Source organism: Streptomyces sp. S6 (assembly GCF_054880855.1).
In genome coordinates, this window is sequence record NZ_JBTYMC010000046.1 from 1 (window position 1) to 14166 (window position 14166).

Genomic DNA, 14166 nt, shown 5'->3' on the forward strand with positions numbered 1-14166 from the left:
GAGCGGACCGGGCGGCAGGCCGAGGCCATGCGGGGGGCGGTGCGGGGGGATTCCGCCGTGGCCGCGCTGGTGGACGCGGCGCTCGGGGTGCGCGCGGAGCTGGTGGTGGCGGCTCCCGAGACGCGGTTGCTGCACGGGACGTTCCGGCAGAGCAAGGTGCTGGCCGGTGAGCGGTCGCCGTGGCTCGCGGTGGGGCCGGATCCGGTGGTGGGTGAGTGCGCGTTCGATCTGGCGCGGCTGGTCCGGGACCGGGTGGAGGACCTGGTGGGGTCGCCGTCCGGGGCGGCCGTGGCCCGGCGGCGCGTGAAGAAACTGGCCGAGGCGTTGGACGTGGACCAGGAGAGGCTGCGGGGGTGGGTGCTGTTCCGCGCGGTGGAGTCGGGGGTGCGGGCGCTGCGGGTGGGACGGCCCAGGGACGCCGAGCTGCTGCTGGAGTTCGCCGGCTGGCTGTGACGACGGCCGTTCCCCGCACGCGGTGACTCGATCGCGTGCGGGGGAACGGCCTCGGCGCACGGCCTCTCAGGCGGTCAGGCGGGCGATCGCCTCGTCGACCGTCAGCTCCTCGCGCTCACCGGTCCTGCGGTCCTTCAGCTCCAGGATGCCTTCGGCGGCCCGTCGCCCGGCGACGAGGATCTTCGGGACGCCGATCAGCTCGGAGTCGGTGAACTTGACGCCCGGGGAGACGCCCGCGCGGTCGTCGACGAGGACGCGCAGCCCGGCCTCGCGGAGCTTCTCCGAGACGTCCAGGGCGAGTTCGGTCTGGAGGGCCTTGCCGGCGGCGACGACGTGGACGTCGGCCGGGGCGACCTCGGCGGGCCAGCACAGGCCCTTGTCGTCGGCGGTCTGCTCGGCGAGCGCGGCGACGGCGCGGGAGACGCCGATGCCGTAGGAGCCCATCGTGACGCGGACGGGCTTGCCGTGCTGCCCGAGGACGTCGAGCTTGAGGGCGTCGGCGTACTTGCGGCCGAGCTGGAAGATGTGGCCGATCTCGATGGCGCGGTCCAGCTTGAGGCCGGTGCCGCAGGCGGGGCAGGGGTCGCCGTCCTGGACGACGACGACGTCGACGTACTCGTCCACCTCGAAGTCGCGACCGGCGACGACGTTCTTGGCGTGCGTCTGGTCCTTGTTGGCGCCGGTGATCCACGCGGTGCCGGGGGCGACGCGCGGGTCGGCGATGTACTTGAGCTTCTCCTGGCGGCCCTGGGGACCGATGTAGCCGCGGACCAGGTCGGGACGGCCGGTGAAGTCCTCGGCGGTGACCAGTTCGACGGTGGCGGGGGCGAAGTGCGCCTCGACCTTGCCGAGGTCGACCTCGCGGTCACCGGGGACGCCGACGGCGACGATCTCGCCGTCCACCTTGACCAGCAGGTTCTTCAGGGTCGCGGAGGCGGGGACGCCGAGGGCGGCGGCGAGCGTCTCGATCGTCGGGGTGTCGGGGGTGGGGATGTCCTCCAGCGCCGGGGCCGTGGCCTCCTGGGCGACGAGGGGGAAGCTGACGGCTTCCGTGTTCGCCGCGAAGTCGCAGTTCGGGCAGTCCGCGAAGGTGTCCTCGCCGGCCTCGGCGGGGGCGAGGAACTCCTCGGACTTGGAGCCGCCCATCGCGCCGGCGGTCGCGGCGCAGATGCGGTAGTCGAGGCCGAGGCGCGCGAACACCTTCTGGTACGCCTCGCGGTGCAGGGCGTAGGACTTCGCGAGGCCCTCGTCCTCCGTGTCGAAGGAGTAGGAGTCCTTCATCAGGAACTCGCGGCCCCGCAGGATGCCGGCCCGGGGGCGGGCCTCGTCACGGTACTTGTGCTGGATCTGGTAGAGGATGACGGGCAGGTCCTTGTAGGACGACGCCTGGTCCTTCACCAGCAGGGTGAAGATCTCCTCGTGCGTCGGGCCGAGCAGGTAGTCACCCCCCTTGCGGTCCTGGAGGCGGAACAGCTCCGCCCCGTACTCCTCCCAACGGCCGGTCGCCTCGTAGGGTTCCCGGGGCAGCAGGGCGGGGAGCAGGACTTCCTGGGCGCCGATGGCGTCCATCTCCTCGCGGACGATCCGCTCGACGTTCGACAGGACCTTCTTGCCGAGCGGCAGCCAGGACCAGATGCCGGCGGCGGTGCGGCGGACGTAGCCCGCGCGGACGAGGAGCTTGTGGCTGAGGACCTCGGCGTCGGCCGGGTCGTCGCGCAGTGTTTTCGCCATCAGCTGGGACATGCGCTGGACCGGTGCGTTCGCCATGGTTCTCGTACTCCTGCCGGATAAAGGTGATGGCTAGGAGATTAACCGTCGGCCCTGGGTGGTCGGAAATCCGTGCGCTTACGCCGCAGCGGCAGCGGGGCGCCCATCACGGCGTACGGGCGGGGGGCGCTCGGGAAGAGGACTCTGCGGGCCAGGTCGTGGTAGCCGAGGGAGCGGTACAGGGCCCTGGCGGGGCTGTCGATGTCGATCGCGGAGAGGATCGAGCGGGGCTGCGGGACGTCGTCGGTGATCGCCGTGATCAGGGCGCGGCCGGCGCCCCGGTTCTGGTACGCCGGGTGGACGTGGAGTTCGGTGATGACGAAGGAGTCGTCCAGCCAGTGGGTGTTGCCGAGCGCCCTGAGGTAGGGCTCGACGACGGTGGACCACCAGTGCGCGCGGTCGTTCGGCATGCCGTACACGAAACCCGCGAGGCGGCCTTCGGCCGTGGTGACGCCGAGTGCCCGCGCGCCCGGGTTCGTCATGTGCCGCAGGACGATCTGGCGTCTGACGGCCACTTCGTCGGGGGCCAGGCCGAACGCGATCGCCTGGACCGACAGCGCCTCGTCCACGCGGGCTGAGAGGTCCAAAGGGCCGATGACCAGGTCCATGGCGGGAGCCTACAGGGGTGTGCCGCGTGGTTCGGAAGGGGACGCCCGGGACTTAGAAGAGGACGCTCATGAACGCGCCGACCTCTTGGAAGCCGACCCTTCGGTACGTGCGTCTCGCGGGCGTGTTGAAGTCGTTGACGTAGAGGCTGACGACGGGGGCGACGTCCGTGAGGGCGTAGCGCAGGACGGCTGCCATGCCGGGGGCCGCGATCCCTCTGCCCCGGTACTCCGGGGCCACCCACACGCCCTGGATCTGGCAGGCGTCCCGCGTCGCCGCGCCGATCTCCGCCTTGAAGACGACCCTGCCGCGGTCGTCGAGGCGGGCGAAGGAGCGGCCCGTGCCGACGAGTTCGGCGACCCTCGCCTGGTAGAGGAGGCCGCCGTCGCCCGCCAGCGGGGAGATCCCGACCTCCTCCGTGAACATCGCCACGCAGGCCGGCAGGATCGTTTCCATCTCGTCCTTGCGGATGCGGCGGACGTACGGGTCGGGGGTGATGTCCAGCGGCATCCGGTCCGTGATCATCAGGGGTTGCTGGGACCTCACGTCCCGGGCCGGGCCCCAGTGCGGTTCCAGCAACCGCCACAGCTCGGCGGTGGGCTCCGCCGGTCCCACGATGGACGAGCAGCGCCGGCCCGCCCTTCTGGCGCGGTCCGCGAAGGCGCGTACGGCTCGGGGGGTGGCGCAGATGGGTACGAGGTTGGCGCCCGCGTAGCAGAGGGACGTCAGCATTCCGGCCTCGTACCAACCCCACATCTCTCCGCCGAGTCGCCACGGGTCGAGCCCCGCCACCTGCACCCTCGATGTCACGAACGCGTTCGCGACCGGCTCCCTGCCGAGGACGGCGAGAGCTGCGTTCAGGTCGCTCGGTTCGAGGACCCGGGAGGTGGTGTGGGTCAGCACGGGCGGGGCCTCACGGTGGGGTGCGCAGGATCCCCCGCACTGTACCCGCGGAAGCCGAGCCGCGCCTCTCCGTGCCGGGCAGGCTGAAGGAGGGTGGGGGTGTCTGCCGGATCAGCGAGTGCGGGTGCGCTGTGGCTGGTCGCGCTCGCGCGGCGGCAGCCGCACACTGATACGGCCCCGCGTCCCTGAGGGGCGGGGTGACGGTTGTGGAGAAAGCGCCGGTCCGCTGCTCTGTGCACCACGCACCCACCCCACCCTCCCCGGGGTCGAAGGGGCGGAGCCCCTGGGGATGTGGGGGTCCCCCCTGTTCGAAGAGCTTGGGGGAGGGTAGGGGCGGCGGCGGGGGCGGGGAACGTCAGCCGGCGACGGCGATGGTGGGTTCGCCGGAGGCGACGCCTTCGGCCTGCATCTGCTCGGCGAGCTTCATCGCTTCGTCGATGAGGGTCTCGACGATCTTGGATTCAGGGACCGTCTTGATGACCTCGCCCTTGACGAAGATCTGCCCCTTGCCGTTGCCGGAGGCGACCCCGAGGTCGGCCTCGCGGGCTTCGCCGGGCCCGTTCACGACGCAGCCCATGACGGCGACGCGGAGGGGGACGTCCATGCCGGTGAGCCCGGCGGTGACCTCTTCCGCGAGCTTGTAGACGTCGACCTGAGCCCGCCCGCAGGACGGACAGGACACGATCTCCAGCCCCCGCTGCTTGAGGTTCAGGGACTCCAGGATCTGGTTCCCGACCTTGACCTCCTCGACGGGAGGCGCGCTCAGGGAGACCCGGATGGTGTCCCCGATGCCCTGGGAGAGCAGCGCCCCGAAGGCGACGGCGGACTTGATGGTCCCCTGGAACGCGGGCCCCGCCTCGGTCACCCCGAGGTGCAGCGGGTACTCGCACTGCGCGGCAAGCTGCCGGTACGCCTCGATCATGACGACGGGGTCGTTGTGCTTGACGGAGATCTTGATGTCCCGGAAGTCGTGTTCCTCGAACAGCGACGCCTCCCACAGCGCCGACTCGACGAGAGCCTCGGGCGTGGCCTTCCCGTACTTCTGGAGCAGCCGGCGGTCCAGCGACCCGGCGTTGACCCCGATCCGGATGGGCGTCCCGTGATCGTTGGCCGCCTTGGCGATCTCCCGGACCTTGTCGTCGAACTGCTTGATGTTCCCGGGGTTGACGCGGACGGCCGCGCAGCCGGCCTCGATCGCGGCGAACACGTACTTCGGCTGGAAGTGGATGTCGGCGATCACGGGAATCTGCGACTTGCGGGCGATGGTCGCGAGCGCGTCCGCGTCGTCCTGCGTGGGACAGGCGACCCGCACGATCTGGCACCCGGAGGCGGTCAGCTCGGCGATCTGCTGAAGCGTCGCCCCGATGTCGGACGTCCGCGTCGTCGTCATCGACTGCACCGACACCGGCGCGTCCCCACCCACCGCGACCGACCCGACCTGGATCTTCCTGCTCTTGCGCCGCTCGGCGACCTTGGTCGGAACGGACGGCATGCCGAGAGAAATCGCAGTCATCTGATGTGCAACCCCAAGTCGTGGATCAAGACAGGCCCCGTGAGCGCGCGGGCTCCAGAACCCCGAGGTTACGGCACACCCCCCTCACGGAGCACATTTCCCCGCTCAAACCCACCGGTACGGACGACGGCCGGAACCCGAGGGCTCCGGCCGTCGTGAACAGCGGATGGCTAGGAGATTTTCACCGGGTTCACGACGTCCGCGATGAGGACGAGGATCGTGAAGCAGATGAACACCCCGGCGACGACGTACGCGAGCGGCATCAGCTTGGCCACGTCGAAGGGACCGGGGTCGGGCCGGCGCAGCAGGCGGGCGAGACCCCGCCGCAGGGACTCCCAGAGCGCGCCCGCGATGTGCCCGCCGTCGAGCGGGAGCAGCGGGAGCATGTTGAAGAGGAACAGGGAGAGGTTGAACCCGGCGACCAGCATGAGCGCCATGGCGAGTTGCTGGGACGGCGGGATGTCGAGGGTGAAGATCTCTCCGCCGACCCGGGCCGCGCCGACGACGCCCATCGGGGAGTCGGCCTCCCGCTTGCCCCCGTCGAACGCGGCGTCCCACAGCGCGGGGATCTTCCCGGGCAGGGCGACGATGGAGTCGAGGGCCTCCCCGACCCGGTCGGTCATCCAGGTCACGGAGTCGCCGAAGTCCTGCTGGACGACTCCGGTGGCGGCGCTGAACCCGAGGAACCCGGCCTTGACGTAGTCCCCCTGGACGACCTGGCCTTTGGAGTCCTTCTTGGCGACCCGGTTCTCGGCGATCTTCGCCTGGAGGGTGACCTCCTTGCCGTCGCGCCGGACGATGATCGGGACGGTCTTGTCGGCGCTGGCGCGGATGAGGTCGGAGAGGGCGTCCCACTTCTGGGTGCGCACGCCGTCGAAGGAGACGATCTTGTCGCCGGCCTTGAGGCCCGCGGCGGCGGCCGGGGAGGGCGCGTCCCCCGTCTTGCAGGTGTCGCGGTTCTCGCTCTGGTCGATGACGCACTGGGAGACCGAGCTGACCGTGGTGGTCTGCTGGGGGATGCCGAAGCCCATGAGGACGGTGAGGAAGAGGATCACCGCGAGGATCAGGTTCTGCACGGGTCCGGCGGCCATGATGATGACGCGTTTCCAGGGCTTGCGGGTGTACATCATCCGCGTCTCGTCCCCGGGCTTGATCTCCTCCATGGAGGCCGAGCGGGCGTCCTCGATCATCGTGCGCCACGGGGACGTCGAGCGGGTGGAGATCCGGCCGTCCTCACCGGGCGGGAACATGCCGATCATGCGGATGTAGCCGCCCATGGGGATGGCCTTGACGCCGTACTCGGTCTCGCCCTTCTTGCGGGACCAGACCGTGGGGCCGAAGCCGACCATGAACTGTGGCACGCGGATGCCGAAGAGCTTGGCGAAGGTGAAGTGGCCCAGTTCGTGCCACGCGATCGAGAACAGCAGCCCGAGCACGAAGACGACTATGCCGAGGATCATCATCAGAGCGGTCATGCGCGCGCCTCCGCTGTCGCCGTCAGTTCCCGGGCCCGAGCGCGTGCCCAGGTCTCTGCTTCGAGGACGTCCGCCACGGTCAGCGAAGTTCCCGCCACGCCGTGTTCTTCCACCACACGGGTGACGGTCTCCATGATCCCGTTGAACGGCAGCGCGCCCCGGCGGAACGCCTCCACGCTCTCCTCGTTGGCGGCATTGAACACCGCCGGGGCGGTCCCCGCGAGCTCGCCCACGTGCCGGGCGAGGTTCACCGAGGGGAACGCCTCGTTGTCCAGGGGGAAGAACTCCCAGGTGGAAGCCTTGCTCCAGTCGAAAGCGGGTGCCGCGTCGGGCACGCGCTCGGGCCAGCCGAGCCCGATGGCGATCGGCCCGCGCATATCGGGGGGCGTCGCCTGGGCCATCGTCGATCCGTCCGTGAACTCAACCATCGAGTGGACATACGACTGGGGATGCACGACGACCTCAATGCGGTCGAAGGGAATGTCGTAGAGGAGGTGCGCCTCGATGACTTCCAGCCCTTTGTTGACCAGGGTCGCGGAGTTGATCGTGATGACCGGGCCCATCGCCCATGTGGGGTGTGCGAGGGCGTCCTCGACGGTGACGTCCGCGAGCTGTTCCTTCGTCCGGCCCCGGAACGGCCCGCCGCTCGCGGTGACGACGAGCTTGCGGACGTCCGCGCGGGAGCCGGAGGCCAGCGCCTGGAAGAGGGCCGCGTGCTCGGAGTCCACGGGGATGATCTGACCGGGTTTCGCCAGCGCCTTCACGAGGGGGCCGCCGACGATCAGCGACTCCTTGTTGGCGAGCGCGAGGGTGCGGCCCGCCGCCAGGGCGGCCAGCGTCGGGGCGAGGCCGATGGAGCCGGTGATGCCGTTGAGGACGGTGTGGCAGGCGGAGGCGGCGACCTGTGTGGCCGCGTCCGGGCCGGCCAGGATCTCGGGGAGCGGCTCGCCCGTGCCGTACTCGGCGGCGAGGGCCTCGCGCAGGGCCGGTACGGCGTCCTCGCGGGCCACCGCGACGGCCTCGACCCGCAGCCGGCGGGCCTGCTCGGCGAGCAGGGCGACCCGGGCGCCGTGCGCGGACAGGGCGGTGACCCTGAAGCGGTCCGGGTTGCGCAGGACCAGGTCGATGGCCTGTGTGCCGATCGACCCGGTGGAGCCGAGGATCACCACGTCCTTGGGACCGTCACCCGCGACGGGGTCGAAGACGAGGTGAGGGTCGGCGAGGGGGGCTGGACTGTCGGTCATGCCCCCCATTGTTGCCGCACCGCCTGTGCGGACCGACCTCCGCGTCGCCGGGGCGTGATTCATATGACCGTTTATGAGGTTCTGGTGAAGATCGTGTGATACGAATTCTTCTCGCATACGACATCCAGGGGGGATTCTTCTATGCGCGTGAAGCACCTTTGTGCTGCCCTCGGCGGCGCCGCTCTGCTCTTCGGCACCGCCCTGTCCACCCCGGCGCAGGCCGCCGGCGGAGGCGTCGAGCTCTACCACGTCTGGTTCGACAGCCCCGGCAAGGACACCCGCACCAACGCGAGCCTCAACGCCGAGTGGGTGCAGATCAAGAACACCGGTAAGAAGCCCGTCAACGTGAAGGGGTGGATCCTCAAGGACACCTCCAACCACAAGTACGTCTTCAAGAACATCACCGTCGGCGCCGGCAGGACCGTCAAGGTCCACACCGGCTCCGGCAAGGACACCGCCGCCGACGTCTTCCAGAACCGCAAGGCGTACGTCTGGAACAACGACGGCGACACCGCGACGCTGACGAGGGCGAACGGCTCGAAGGTGGACGCGTGTTCGTGGACGAAGAAGACGAAGGACCACAAGTGGTGCTGAGGTCTTGAGAGTTCGGGGTTCTTGAGGGTGGGGGCACGGCGTTCCGGCCGTGCCCCTTCCCTGTTTCCCGGCTAACGGATCGGCCGGTGCACGTTCTCCTTCGTGGACGGTCCGGGAGTCGCGTCCGCGATCCACGGCCCCTCCCCCGACGGATCCACGACCCCCTCCTCCAGCCACTCGTAGGCCCCGCCCAGAACCCCCTTCACCACCCTCCGGTCCACGTCGTCCGTGTTGACCCACAGCCTCCCGAACAGCTCGTCCACCCGCACCCGCGCCTGCCGGCAGAACGCGTCGGCCAACTGATAGGCCTCCCGCCCGTGTTCGCCGCGCGAGCGCAGATGCTCGGCCCGCACGCACGCCGCGCTCATCGCGAACAGCTCGGCCCCGATGTCGACGACCCGCCCCAGGAACCCCTGTTTGGTCTCCATCCGCCCCTGCCACCGGGACATGGCGTAGAACGTGGACCGCGCCAGCTTCCGGGAGTGCCGCTCGACGTACCGCAGATGCCCGGACAGGTCGACGCCGTTCTTGAACTCGTCGTAGGACGTGGGAAGTTGCCCGGCGCCGACGACCAGCTTCGGCAGCCAGCGCGCGTAGAACGCCCCGGCCTGAGCCCCCGCCTTCGCCTTGTCCCCGAGGGATATGTCGGGGTCGATGAGGTCCCCGGCGACGGACAGGTGCGCGTCGACGGCCTCGCGGGCGATGAGGAGGTGCATGATCTCGGTGGACCCCTCGAAGATCCGGTTGATGCGCAGATCGCGGACCAACTGCTCGGCGGGGACGGCCCGTTCACCGCGCGCCCGGAGCGACTCGGCCGTCTCGAACCCGCGTCCGCCCCGGATCTGGACCAGTTCGTCGGCGATGAGGCACCCCATCTCGGACCCGTACAGCTTCGCGAGGGCCGCCTCGATGCGGATGTCGTTGCGGTCCTCGTCGGCCATCTGCGAGGAGAGGTCGACGACGGCCTCCAGCGCGAACGTCGTCGCCGCGATGAAGCTGATCTTCGCGCCGACCGCCTCGTGCAGGCCGACCGGCTTGCCCCACTGCTCGCGCGCGCCCGACCACTCGCGGGCGATCTTCAGCGCCCACTTCCCGGCGCCGACGCACATCGCGGGCAGCGAGAGCCGCCCGGTGTTGAGGGTGGTGAGCGCGATCTTCAGCCCGGCACCCTCGGGCCCGATCCGGTTCGCGGCGGGCACCCGGACCTGGTGGAAGCGGGTGACGCCGTTCTCCAGTCCCCTCAGTCCCATGAACGCGTTGCGGTGCTCGACGGTGATCCCCTCGGACCCGGCCTCGACGACGAACGCCGTGATGCCGCCCCGGTGCCCCTCGGACGCCGGTACGCGGGCCATGACCACCAGGAGGTCGGCGACGACCCCGTTGGTCGTCCACAGCTTCACGCCGTCCACGACATAGTCGTCCCCGTCGGGCACGGCCGTCGTCGCGAGGCGGGCCGGGTCGGAGCCGACGTCCGGTTCGGTGAGCAGGAACGCGCTGATGTCGGTCGTCGCGCAGCGCGGCAGGAACGTGTCCTTCTGCTGCGGGGTGCCGAAGATCTTCAGGGGCTGGGGGACGCCGATGGACTGGTGGGCGGAGAGGAGCGCGCCGAGTGCGGGGTTCGCGGAACCGACGAGGGCGAGGGCCTTGTTGTAGTAGACCTGGGTGAGTCCGAGGCCGCCGTACTTCGTATCGATCTTCATGCCGAGCGCGCCGAGTTCCTTGAGGCCGTTGATGGTCTCGTCGGGGATGCGGGCCTCGCGTTCGATGCGGGCGGAGTCGACCTCGGTCGCGCAGAAGTCGCGCAGCGCCGCGAGGAACTCCTCGCCGCGGCGGACGTCGTCGTCGGGCGGGACGGGGTGGGGGTGGATCAGGTCGAGGCGGAAGCGGCCGAGGAAGAGTTCCTTGGCGAAGCTGGGTTTGCGCCAGCCCTGCTCCCGGGCCGCCTCGGCGACCTGCCTGGCCTCGCGCTCGGAGACGGAGGGGGCGGACGGCTGTGGGTGTGGTGCGGACATGAGGGTCACCTCGCCGCGGATCGGATGAGTGGAGCGGATGACGGATCAGCTGGTGGGATTGTCTGGTTACCGGTCGGTTCTACTGGATCGTGTACCCGATTACGGCCGTCTCGACCATCCCTCGCGCGTCCGTCCGGCCCGCCGAGAAGGAATGGCCGGAGTGATTATCGAAGCGCTTCGATAAGCTATGGACACCCATCTCCACTGAAGCTAGTGTCAAAGCACCACTCACCCACCGTTGTTCGCACCGCGCACTGTCGAAGCGCTTCACAAAGCTTGGAGAGCTGGATGGTCACCCTCGCCGAGGTCGCCCAGCACGCCGGAGTCTCGGCGAGCACGGTGAGCTATGTCCTCAGCGGCAAGCGGTCCATCTCCGCGACCACCCGGGAACGGGTCGAGCAGAGCATCCGGGAGCTGGGGTACCACCCGAACGCGGGCGCGCGTGCGCTGGCGAGCAGCCGCTCGAACATCATCGCGCTGATGATCCCACTGCGCACCGACATGTATATGCCGGTGATGATGGAGATCTCCATCGCGGTGGCGACGGCCGCGCGCGGCTACGGCTACGACATCCTGCTCCTGACCGGCCAGGAAGGGCCGGACGCGGTACGCAGGGTGACCGGCAGCGGACTGGCCGACGGCATGGTCCTGATGGACGTCGAACTGGACGACGAGCGCTTGCCGCTGCTGCGGGCCACCGAGCGACCCTCGGTGCTCATCGGGCTGCCCGCCGACCCCTCGGGCCTCGCCTGCGTCGACCTCGACTGGAGCGCGACGGGCGCGCTGTCCATCGAGCACCTCGCGGAGCTCGGGCACCGGGACATCGCCGTGATCGGCGAGGCGCCGGGCGTCTACGAGCGGCACACCGGGTTCGCCGTCCGCACCCTTGAGGGGCTGCGGGTCCGGGCGCGGGAGCTGGGGGTGAGCGCCCTGCACCGGCCGTGCGAGGGCGGGTACGACGCGATGGCCGCGACGCTGGCCCGGATCTTCGACGAGCGCCCCGGGACGACGGGGTTCGTCGTGCAGAACGAGTCGGCCGTGGAGCCCCTGCTCGCGCTGCTGCGCCAGCAGGGGCGGGCCGTCCCGGAGGACGTGTCGGTGGTGGCGATCTGTCCGGACCAGGTGGCGACCCAGGCCCCCGTCCGGCTCACGTCGGTGGCGATCCCGGCGGCGGAGATGGGACGGCGCGCGCTGGAGCAGCTCGTCGCCAAGCTGGAGGGGCGGGGCAGTGCCGAAGTGGCGCTGATCGCCCCGGAGTTGACGGTCCGGGCGAGTACGGGTCCCGGTCCGGCCTGACGGACTGTCACTTCTCTTTTCGGGGCACCTGGTCGGTGCGGGGGCGTCTGCGGGCGGCTCCGGGCGCCGTCCGGGGTGCCCATGAGGTGCCTCTCGGGGGTCCGCCCGCGAGGCGCCCTTCCGGGGTGCCCGCATCGCGCCTCTCAGGGTGCCTTTCGGGGCGCCGCACCCAAGGCGCCTTTCGGGGTGCCGCCAGGTTCCCGCACTCCTCCCTTCAGGAGCACGCCTCATGACGACCCTGCCCATCGAAGACATGCCGTCCGCCGAGACGCCGCCCAAGGTCAGTCTGGCCCAGTCCTCCCCCACCGTGGGTACGTTCCGTGAGCGGGACGGCGCGCTGGAGTGGAGCGGGCGCCAGGAGACCGTCCGCATCGAGCCGTGGGGTCCGGACGCCGTCCGGGTGCGGGCCCGGCTCGGCGGGCCGGTCCTGCCGGAGCTGCCGGGTGCGCTGCTCGACACTCCCCCGGCCGCCGAGTCGGTCGTCAAACTCGCCGACGGCACAGGGACGTTGACCGTCGGCGCGCTGACCGTCGAGGTGAGCGCCGAAGGTCTGGTCCGCTTCCTGTCCACGGACTCCGGGGAGGAGATCCTCGCGGAGGAGCGCGCGCACTTCTGGTGGCCGGGGTCGCGGCTCTACACGGCCGTCGGCAACGGATATCACCGGCTGGAGCAGCGGTTCGCGGCCTACGACGACGAGAAGCTGTACGGCCTCGGGCAGCACCAGCACGGGAGGTTCGACCAGAAGGGGCTGGTCCTCGACCTGGTGCAGCGCAACGCCGAGGTCAACATCCCGGTCCTGACGTCGAGTCGGGGCTACACCCTGCTGTGGAACAACCCGGCGGTCGGGCGCGTGGAGCTGGCGCACAACGGGACGCGGTGGGTCGCGGACTCGGCGCGGCAGCTCGACTACTGGATCACCGCGGGCGATCCGGCCGCCGGCCAGCGGCGCTACAGCGCGGTGACGGGCCGTACCCCGATGCTCCCCGAGTGGGCGGCGGGGTTCTGGCAGTGCAAGCTGCGCTACCGCACGCAGGGCGAACTCATGGCCGTGGCGCGGGAGTACAAGCGCCGGGGGCTGCCGCTGGCGGCGATCGTGTGCGACTTCTTCCACTGGACGCACCTCGGTGAGTGGAAGTTCGACCCCGCCGAGTGGCCCGACCCGGCCGGGATGGTGAGCGAACTCGCCGAGATGGGCGTCAAGTTGGTCGTCTCCGTGTGGCCGTCCGTGTCGCCGCTGTCGGAGAACCACCCACTGATGGAGCAGCGCGGCTACTTCATCGGCACGCAGTACGGTCCGATGGCGCACGCCGACTGGCCGGACAAGGGCGTCGCGTCGACCGTGCAGGTCGCCTTCTACGACGCGACGAACCCCGAGGCCCGGGACTTCGTGTGGTCGAAGGTGCGGGACAACTACCTTGCCCCGTACGGGATCACGGCGTTCTGGCTGGACGCGTGCGAGCCGGAGTTGAAGCCGGGGTTCTCGGAGAACCTGCGGTACTGGGCGGGTCCCGGCCTGGAGGTCGGCAACCTGTATCCGCTGGAGAACGCGCGGACGTTCGCGGAGGGGCTCGGCGCGGAGGGCGAGGAGGTCCTCACCCTCAACCGGTCGGCGTGGGCGGGCAGTCAGCGCTACGGGGCCGCCCTGTGGTCCGGTGACGTCGGCACCGACTTCCCCACCCTGCGCCGGCAGATCGCCGCCGGGCTCAACACCGCGCTGTCCGGCATCCCTTGGTGGAACACCGACATCGGCGGCTTCCACGGCGGCGACCCGGACGACCCCGCGTACCGCGAGGTCATGGTCCGCTGGTTCCAGTTCGGGGCCCTCTCCCCGCTGATGCGCCTGCACGGCTTCCGCGACCCGGGCATGCCGCTGGGTCCGGACATGACCGGCGGCCCCAACGAGGTGTGGTCCTACGGCCCCGAGGCGGGCGCGATCCTGGAGGCTTACGTCCGGCTGCGCGAGCGGCTGCGGCCGTACGTCCTCGACGTGATGCGCGAGGCCCACGAGGAGGGGCTCCCGCCGATGCGTCCCCTGTTCCTGGAGTTCCCGCAGGATCAGGGGAGTTGGGGTGTGGACGACTCCTACCTGTTCGGCCGGGACCTGCTGGTCGCGCCGGTGCTGACGGCGGGGGCCACGGACCGTGCGGTGTATCTGCCGGCGGGGGCTCGGTGGACGGACGCGTGGACGGGGGTGTCGTACGAGGGGGGTGCGACGGTGACGGTGGAGGCGCCGTTGGAGCGGATTCCGCTGTTCCTGCGGGACGGGGCGCGGTTGCCGATCGCGGAGTGAGGCGGGTGTGAGC

General features: G+C 70.4%; 11 protein-coding genes. 4 read left to right on the plus strand and 7 right to left on the minus strand.

All coding sequences use genetic code 11. The annotated features are described in order from the left end of the window. Positions 1–453: aminoglycoside phosphotransferase family protein (locus tag ACVNF4_RS09365; RefSeq protein ID WP_461802235.1), on the plus strand; the 453-nt coding region annotated here is incomplete at its 5' end. 66 nt (positions 454–519) lie between these two features. On the opposite strand, the gene ACVNF4_RS09370 is transcribed toward ACVNF4_RS09365, so the two are convergent. The 6 genes from ACVNF4_RS09370 to dxr all read right to left on the minus strand — a co-directional run bounded on the left by ACVNF4_RS09370 (position 520) and on the right by dxr (position 7961). Beyond that, positions 520–2220: a proline--tRNA ligase gene (locus tag ACVNF4_RS09370; protein WP_461802236.1), complete on the minus strand. Its 1701-nt coding sequence runs from the start codon at positions 2218–2220 to the stop codon at positions 520–522. A gap of 41 nt (positions 2221–2261) precedes the next feature. After that, positions 2262–2828: a GNAT family N-acetyltransferase gene (locus ACVNF4_RS09375; protein WP_461802237.1), complete on the minus strand. Its 567-nt coding sequence runs from the start codon at positions 2826–2828 to the stop codon at positions 2262–2264. Positions 2829–2880: 52 nt separating this feature from the next. Continuing rightward, the gene (locus ACVNF4_RS09380; protein WP_461802238.1) at positions 2881–3729 is read right to left on the minus strand and encodes a GNAT family N-acetyltransferase; all 849 of its coding nucleotides are present in this window, start codon (positions 3727–3729) and stop codon (positions 2881–2883) included. Between the two features lie 355 nt (positions 3730–4084). Further along, positions 4085–5242, minus strand: a complete 1158-nt coding sequence (gene ispG / locus ACVNF4_RS09385; RefSeq protein ID WP_461802239.1) for a flavodoxin-dependent (E)-4-hydroxy-3-methylbut-2-enyl-diphosphate synthase — start codon at positions 5240–5242, stop codon at positions 4085–4087. Between the two features lie 170 nt (positions 5243–5412). Continuing rightward, positions 5413–6717, minus strand: coding sequence for a M50 family metallopeptidase (locus ACVNF4_RS09390; RefSeq protein ID WP_461802240.1), 1305 nt, complete (start codon positions 6715–6717; stop codon positions 5413–5415). Further along, positions 6714–7961, minus strand: coding sequence for a 1-deoxy-D-xylulose-5-phosphate reductoisomerase (dxr, locus tag ACVNF4_RS09395; RefSeq protein WP_461802241.1), 1248 nt, complete (start codon positions 7959–7961; stop codon positions 6714–6716). Before dxr ends, ACVNF4_RS09390 begins: the two co-directional genes overlap by 4 nt. Before the next feature lie 141 nt (positions 7962–8102). Between dxr and ACVNF4_RS09400 the strand changes: the two genes are divergently transcribed. Next, the gene (locus ACVNF4_RS09400) at positions 8103–8555 is read left to right on the plus strand and encodes a lamin tail domain-containing protein (RefSeq protein ID WP_461802242.1); all 453 of its coding nucleotides are present in this window, start codon (positions 8103–8105) and stop codon (positions 8553–8555) included. 71 nt (positions 8556–8626) lie between these two features. Here the strand turns inward: ACVNF4_RS09400 and ACVNF4_RS09405 are convergent, their stop codons facing one another. Continuing rightward, positions 8627–10567: an acyl-CoA dehydrogenase family protein gene (locus ACVNF4_RS09405; RefSeq protein ID WP_461802243.1), complete on the minus strand. Its 1941-nt coding sequence runs from the start codon at positions 10565–10567 to the stop codon at positions 8627–8629. A gap of 288 nt (positions 10568–10855) precedes the next feature. On the opposite strand from ACVNF4_RS09405, the gene ACVNF4_RS09410 reads away from it, so the two are divergent. Further along, the gene (locus ACVNF4_RS09410; RefSeq protein ID WP_461802244.1) at positions 10856–11863 is read left to right on the plus strand and encodes a LacI family DNA-binding transcriptional regulator; all 1008 of its coding nucleotides are present in this window, start codon (positions 10856–10858) and stop codon (positions 11861–11863) included. Positions 11864–12092: 229 nt separating this feature from the next. After that, positions 12093–14153 carry a glycoside hydrolase family 31 protein gene (locus ACVNF4_RS09415; protein WP_461802245.1) on the plus strand — a complete coding sequence of 687 codons (2061 nt, stop codon included), beginning with the start codon at positions 12093–12095 and terminating at the stop codon, positions 14151–14153. The last annotated feature ends 13 nt before the right edge of the window (positions 14154–14166 follow it).

What these genes read in the sequence shown, in the direction of transcription:
- ACVNF4_RS09370 (WP_461802236.1), bottom strand. Translation starts at nt 2,220, where the DNA reads ATGGCGAACGCACCGGTCCAGCGCATGTCCCAGCTGATGGCGAAAACA.
- ACVNF4_RS09375 (WP_461802237.1), bottom strand. Translation starts at nt 2,828, where the DNA reads ATGGACCTGGTCATCGGCCCTTTGGACCTCTCAGCCCGCGTGGACGAG.
- ispG (WP_461802239.1), bottom strand. Translation starts at nt 5,242, where the DNA reads ATGACTGCGATTTCTCTCGGCATGCCGTCCGTTCCGACCAAGGTCGCC.
- ACVNF4_RS09390 (WP_461802240.1), bottom strand. Translation starts at nt 6,717, where the DNA reads ATGACCGCTCTGATGATGATCCTCGGCATAGTCGTCTTCGTGCTCGGG.
- dxr (WP_461802241.1), bottom strand. Translation starts at nt 7,961, where the DNA reads ATGACCGACAGTCCAGCCCCCCTCGCCGACCCTCACCTCGTCTTCGAC.
- ACVNF4_RS09400 (WP_461802242.1), top strand. Translation starts at nt 8,103, where the DNA reads ATGCGCGTGAAGCACCTTTGTGCTGCCCTCGGCGGCGCCGCTCTGCTC.
- ACVNF4_RS09405 (WP_461802243.1), bottom strand. Translation starts at nt 10,567, where the DNA reads ATGTCCGCACCACACCCACAGCCGTCCGCCCCCTCCGTCTCCGAGCGC.
- ACVNF4_RS09410 (WP_461802244.1), top strand. Translation starts at nt 10,856, where the DNA reads ATGGTCACCCTCGCCGAGGTCGCCCAGCACGCCGGAGTCTCGGCGAGC.
- ACVNF4_RS09415 (WP_461802245.1), top strand. Translation starts at nt 12,093, where the DNA reads ATGACGACCCTGCCCATCGAAGACATGCCGTCCGCCGAGACGCCGCCC.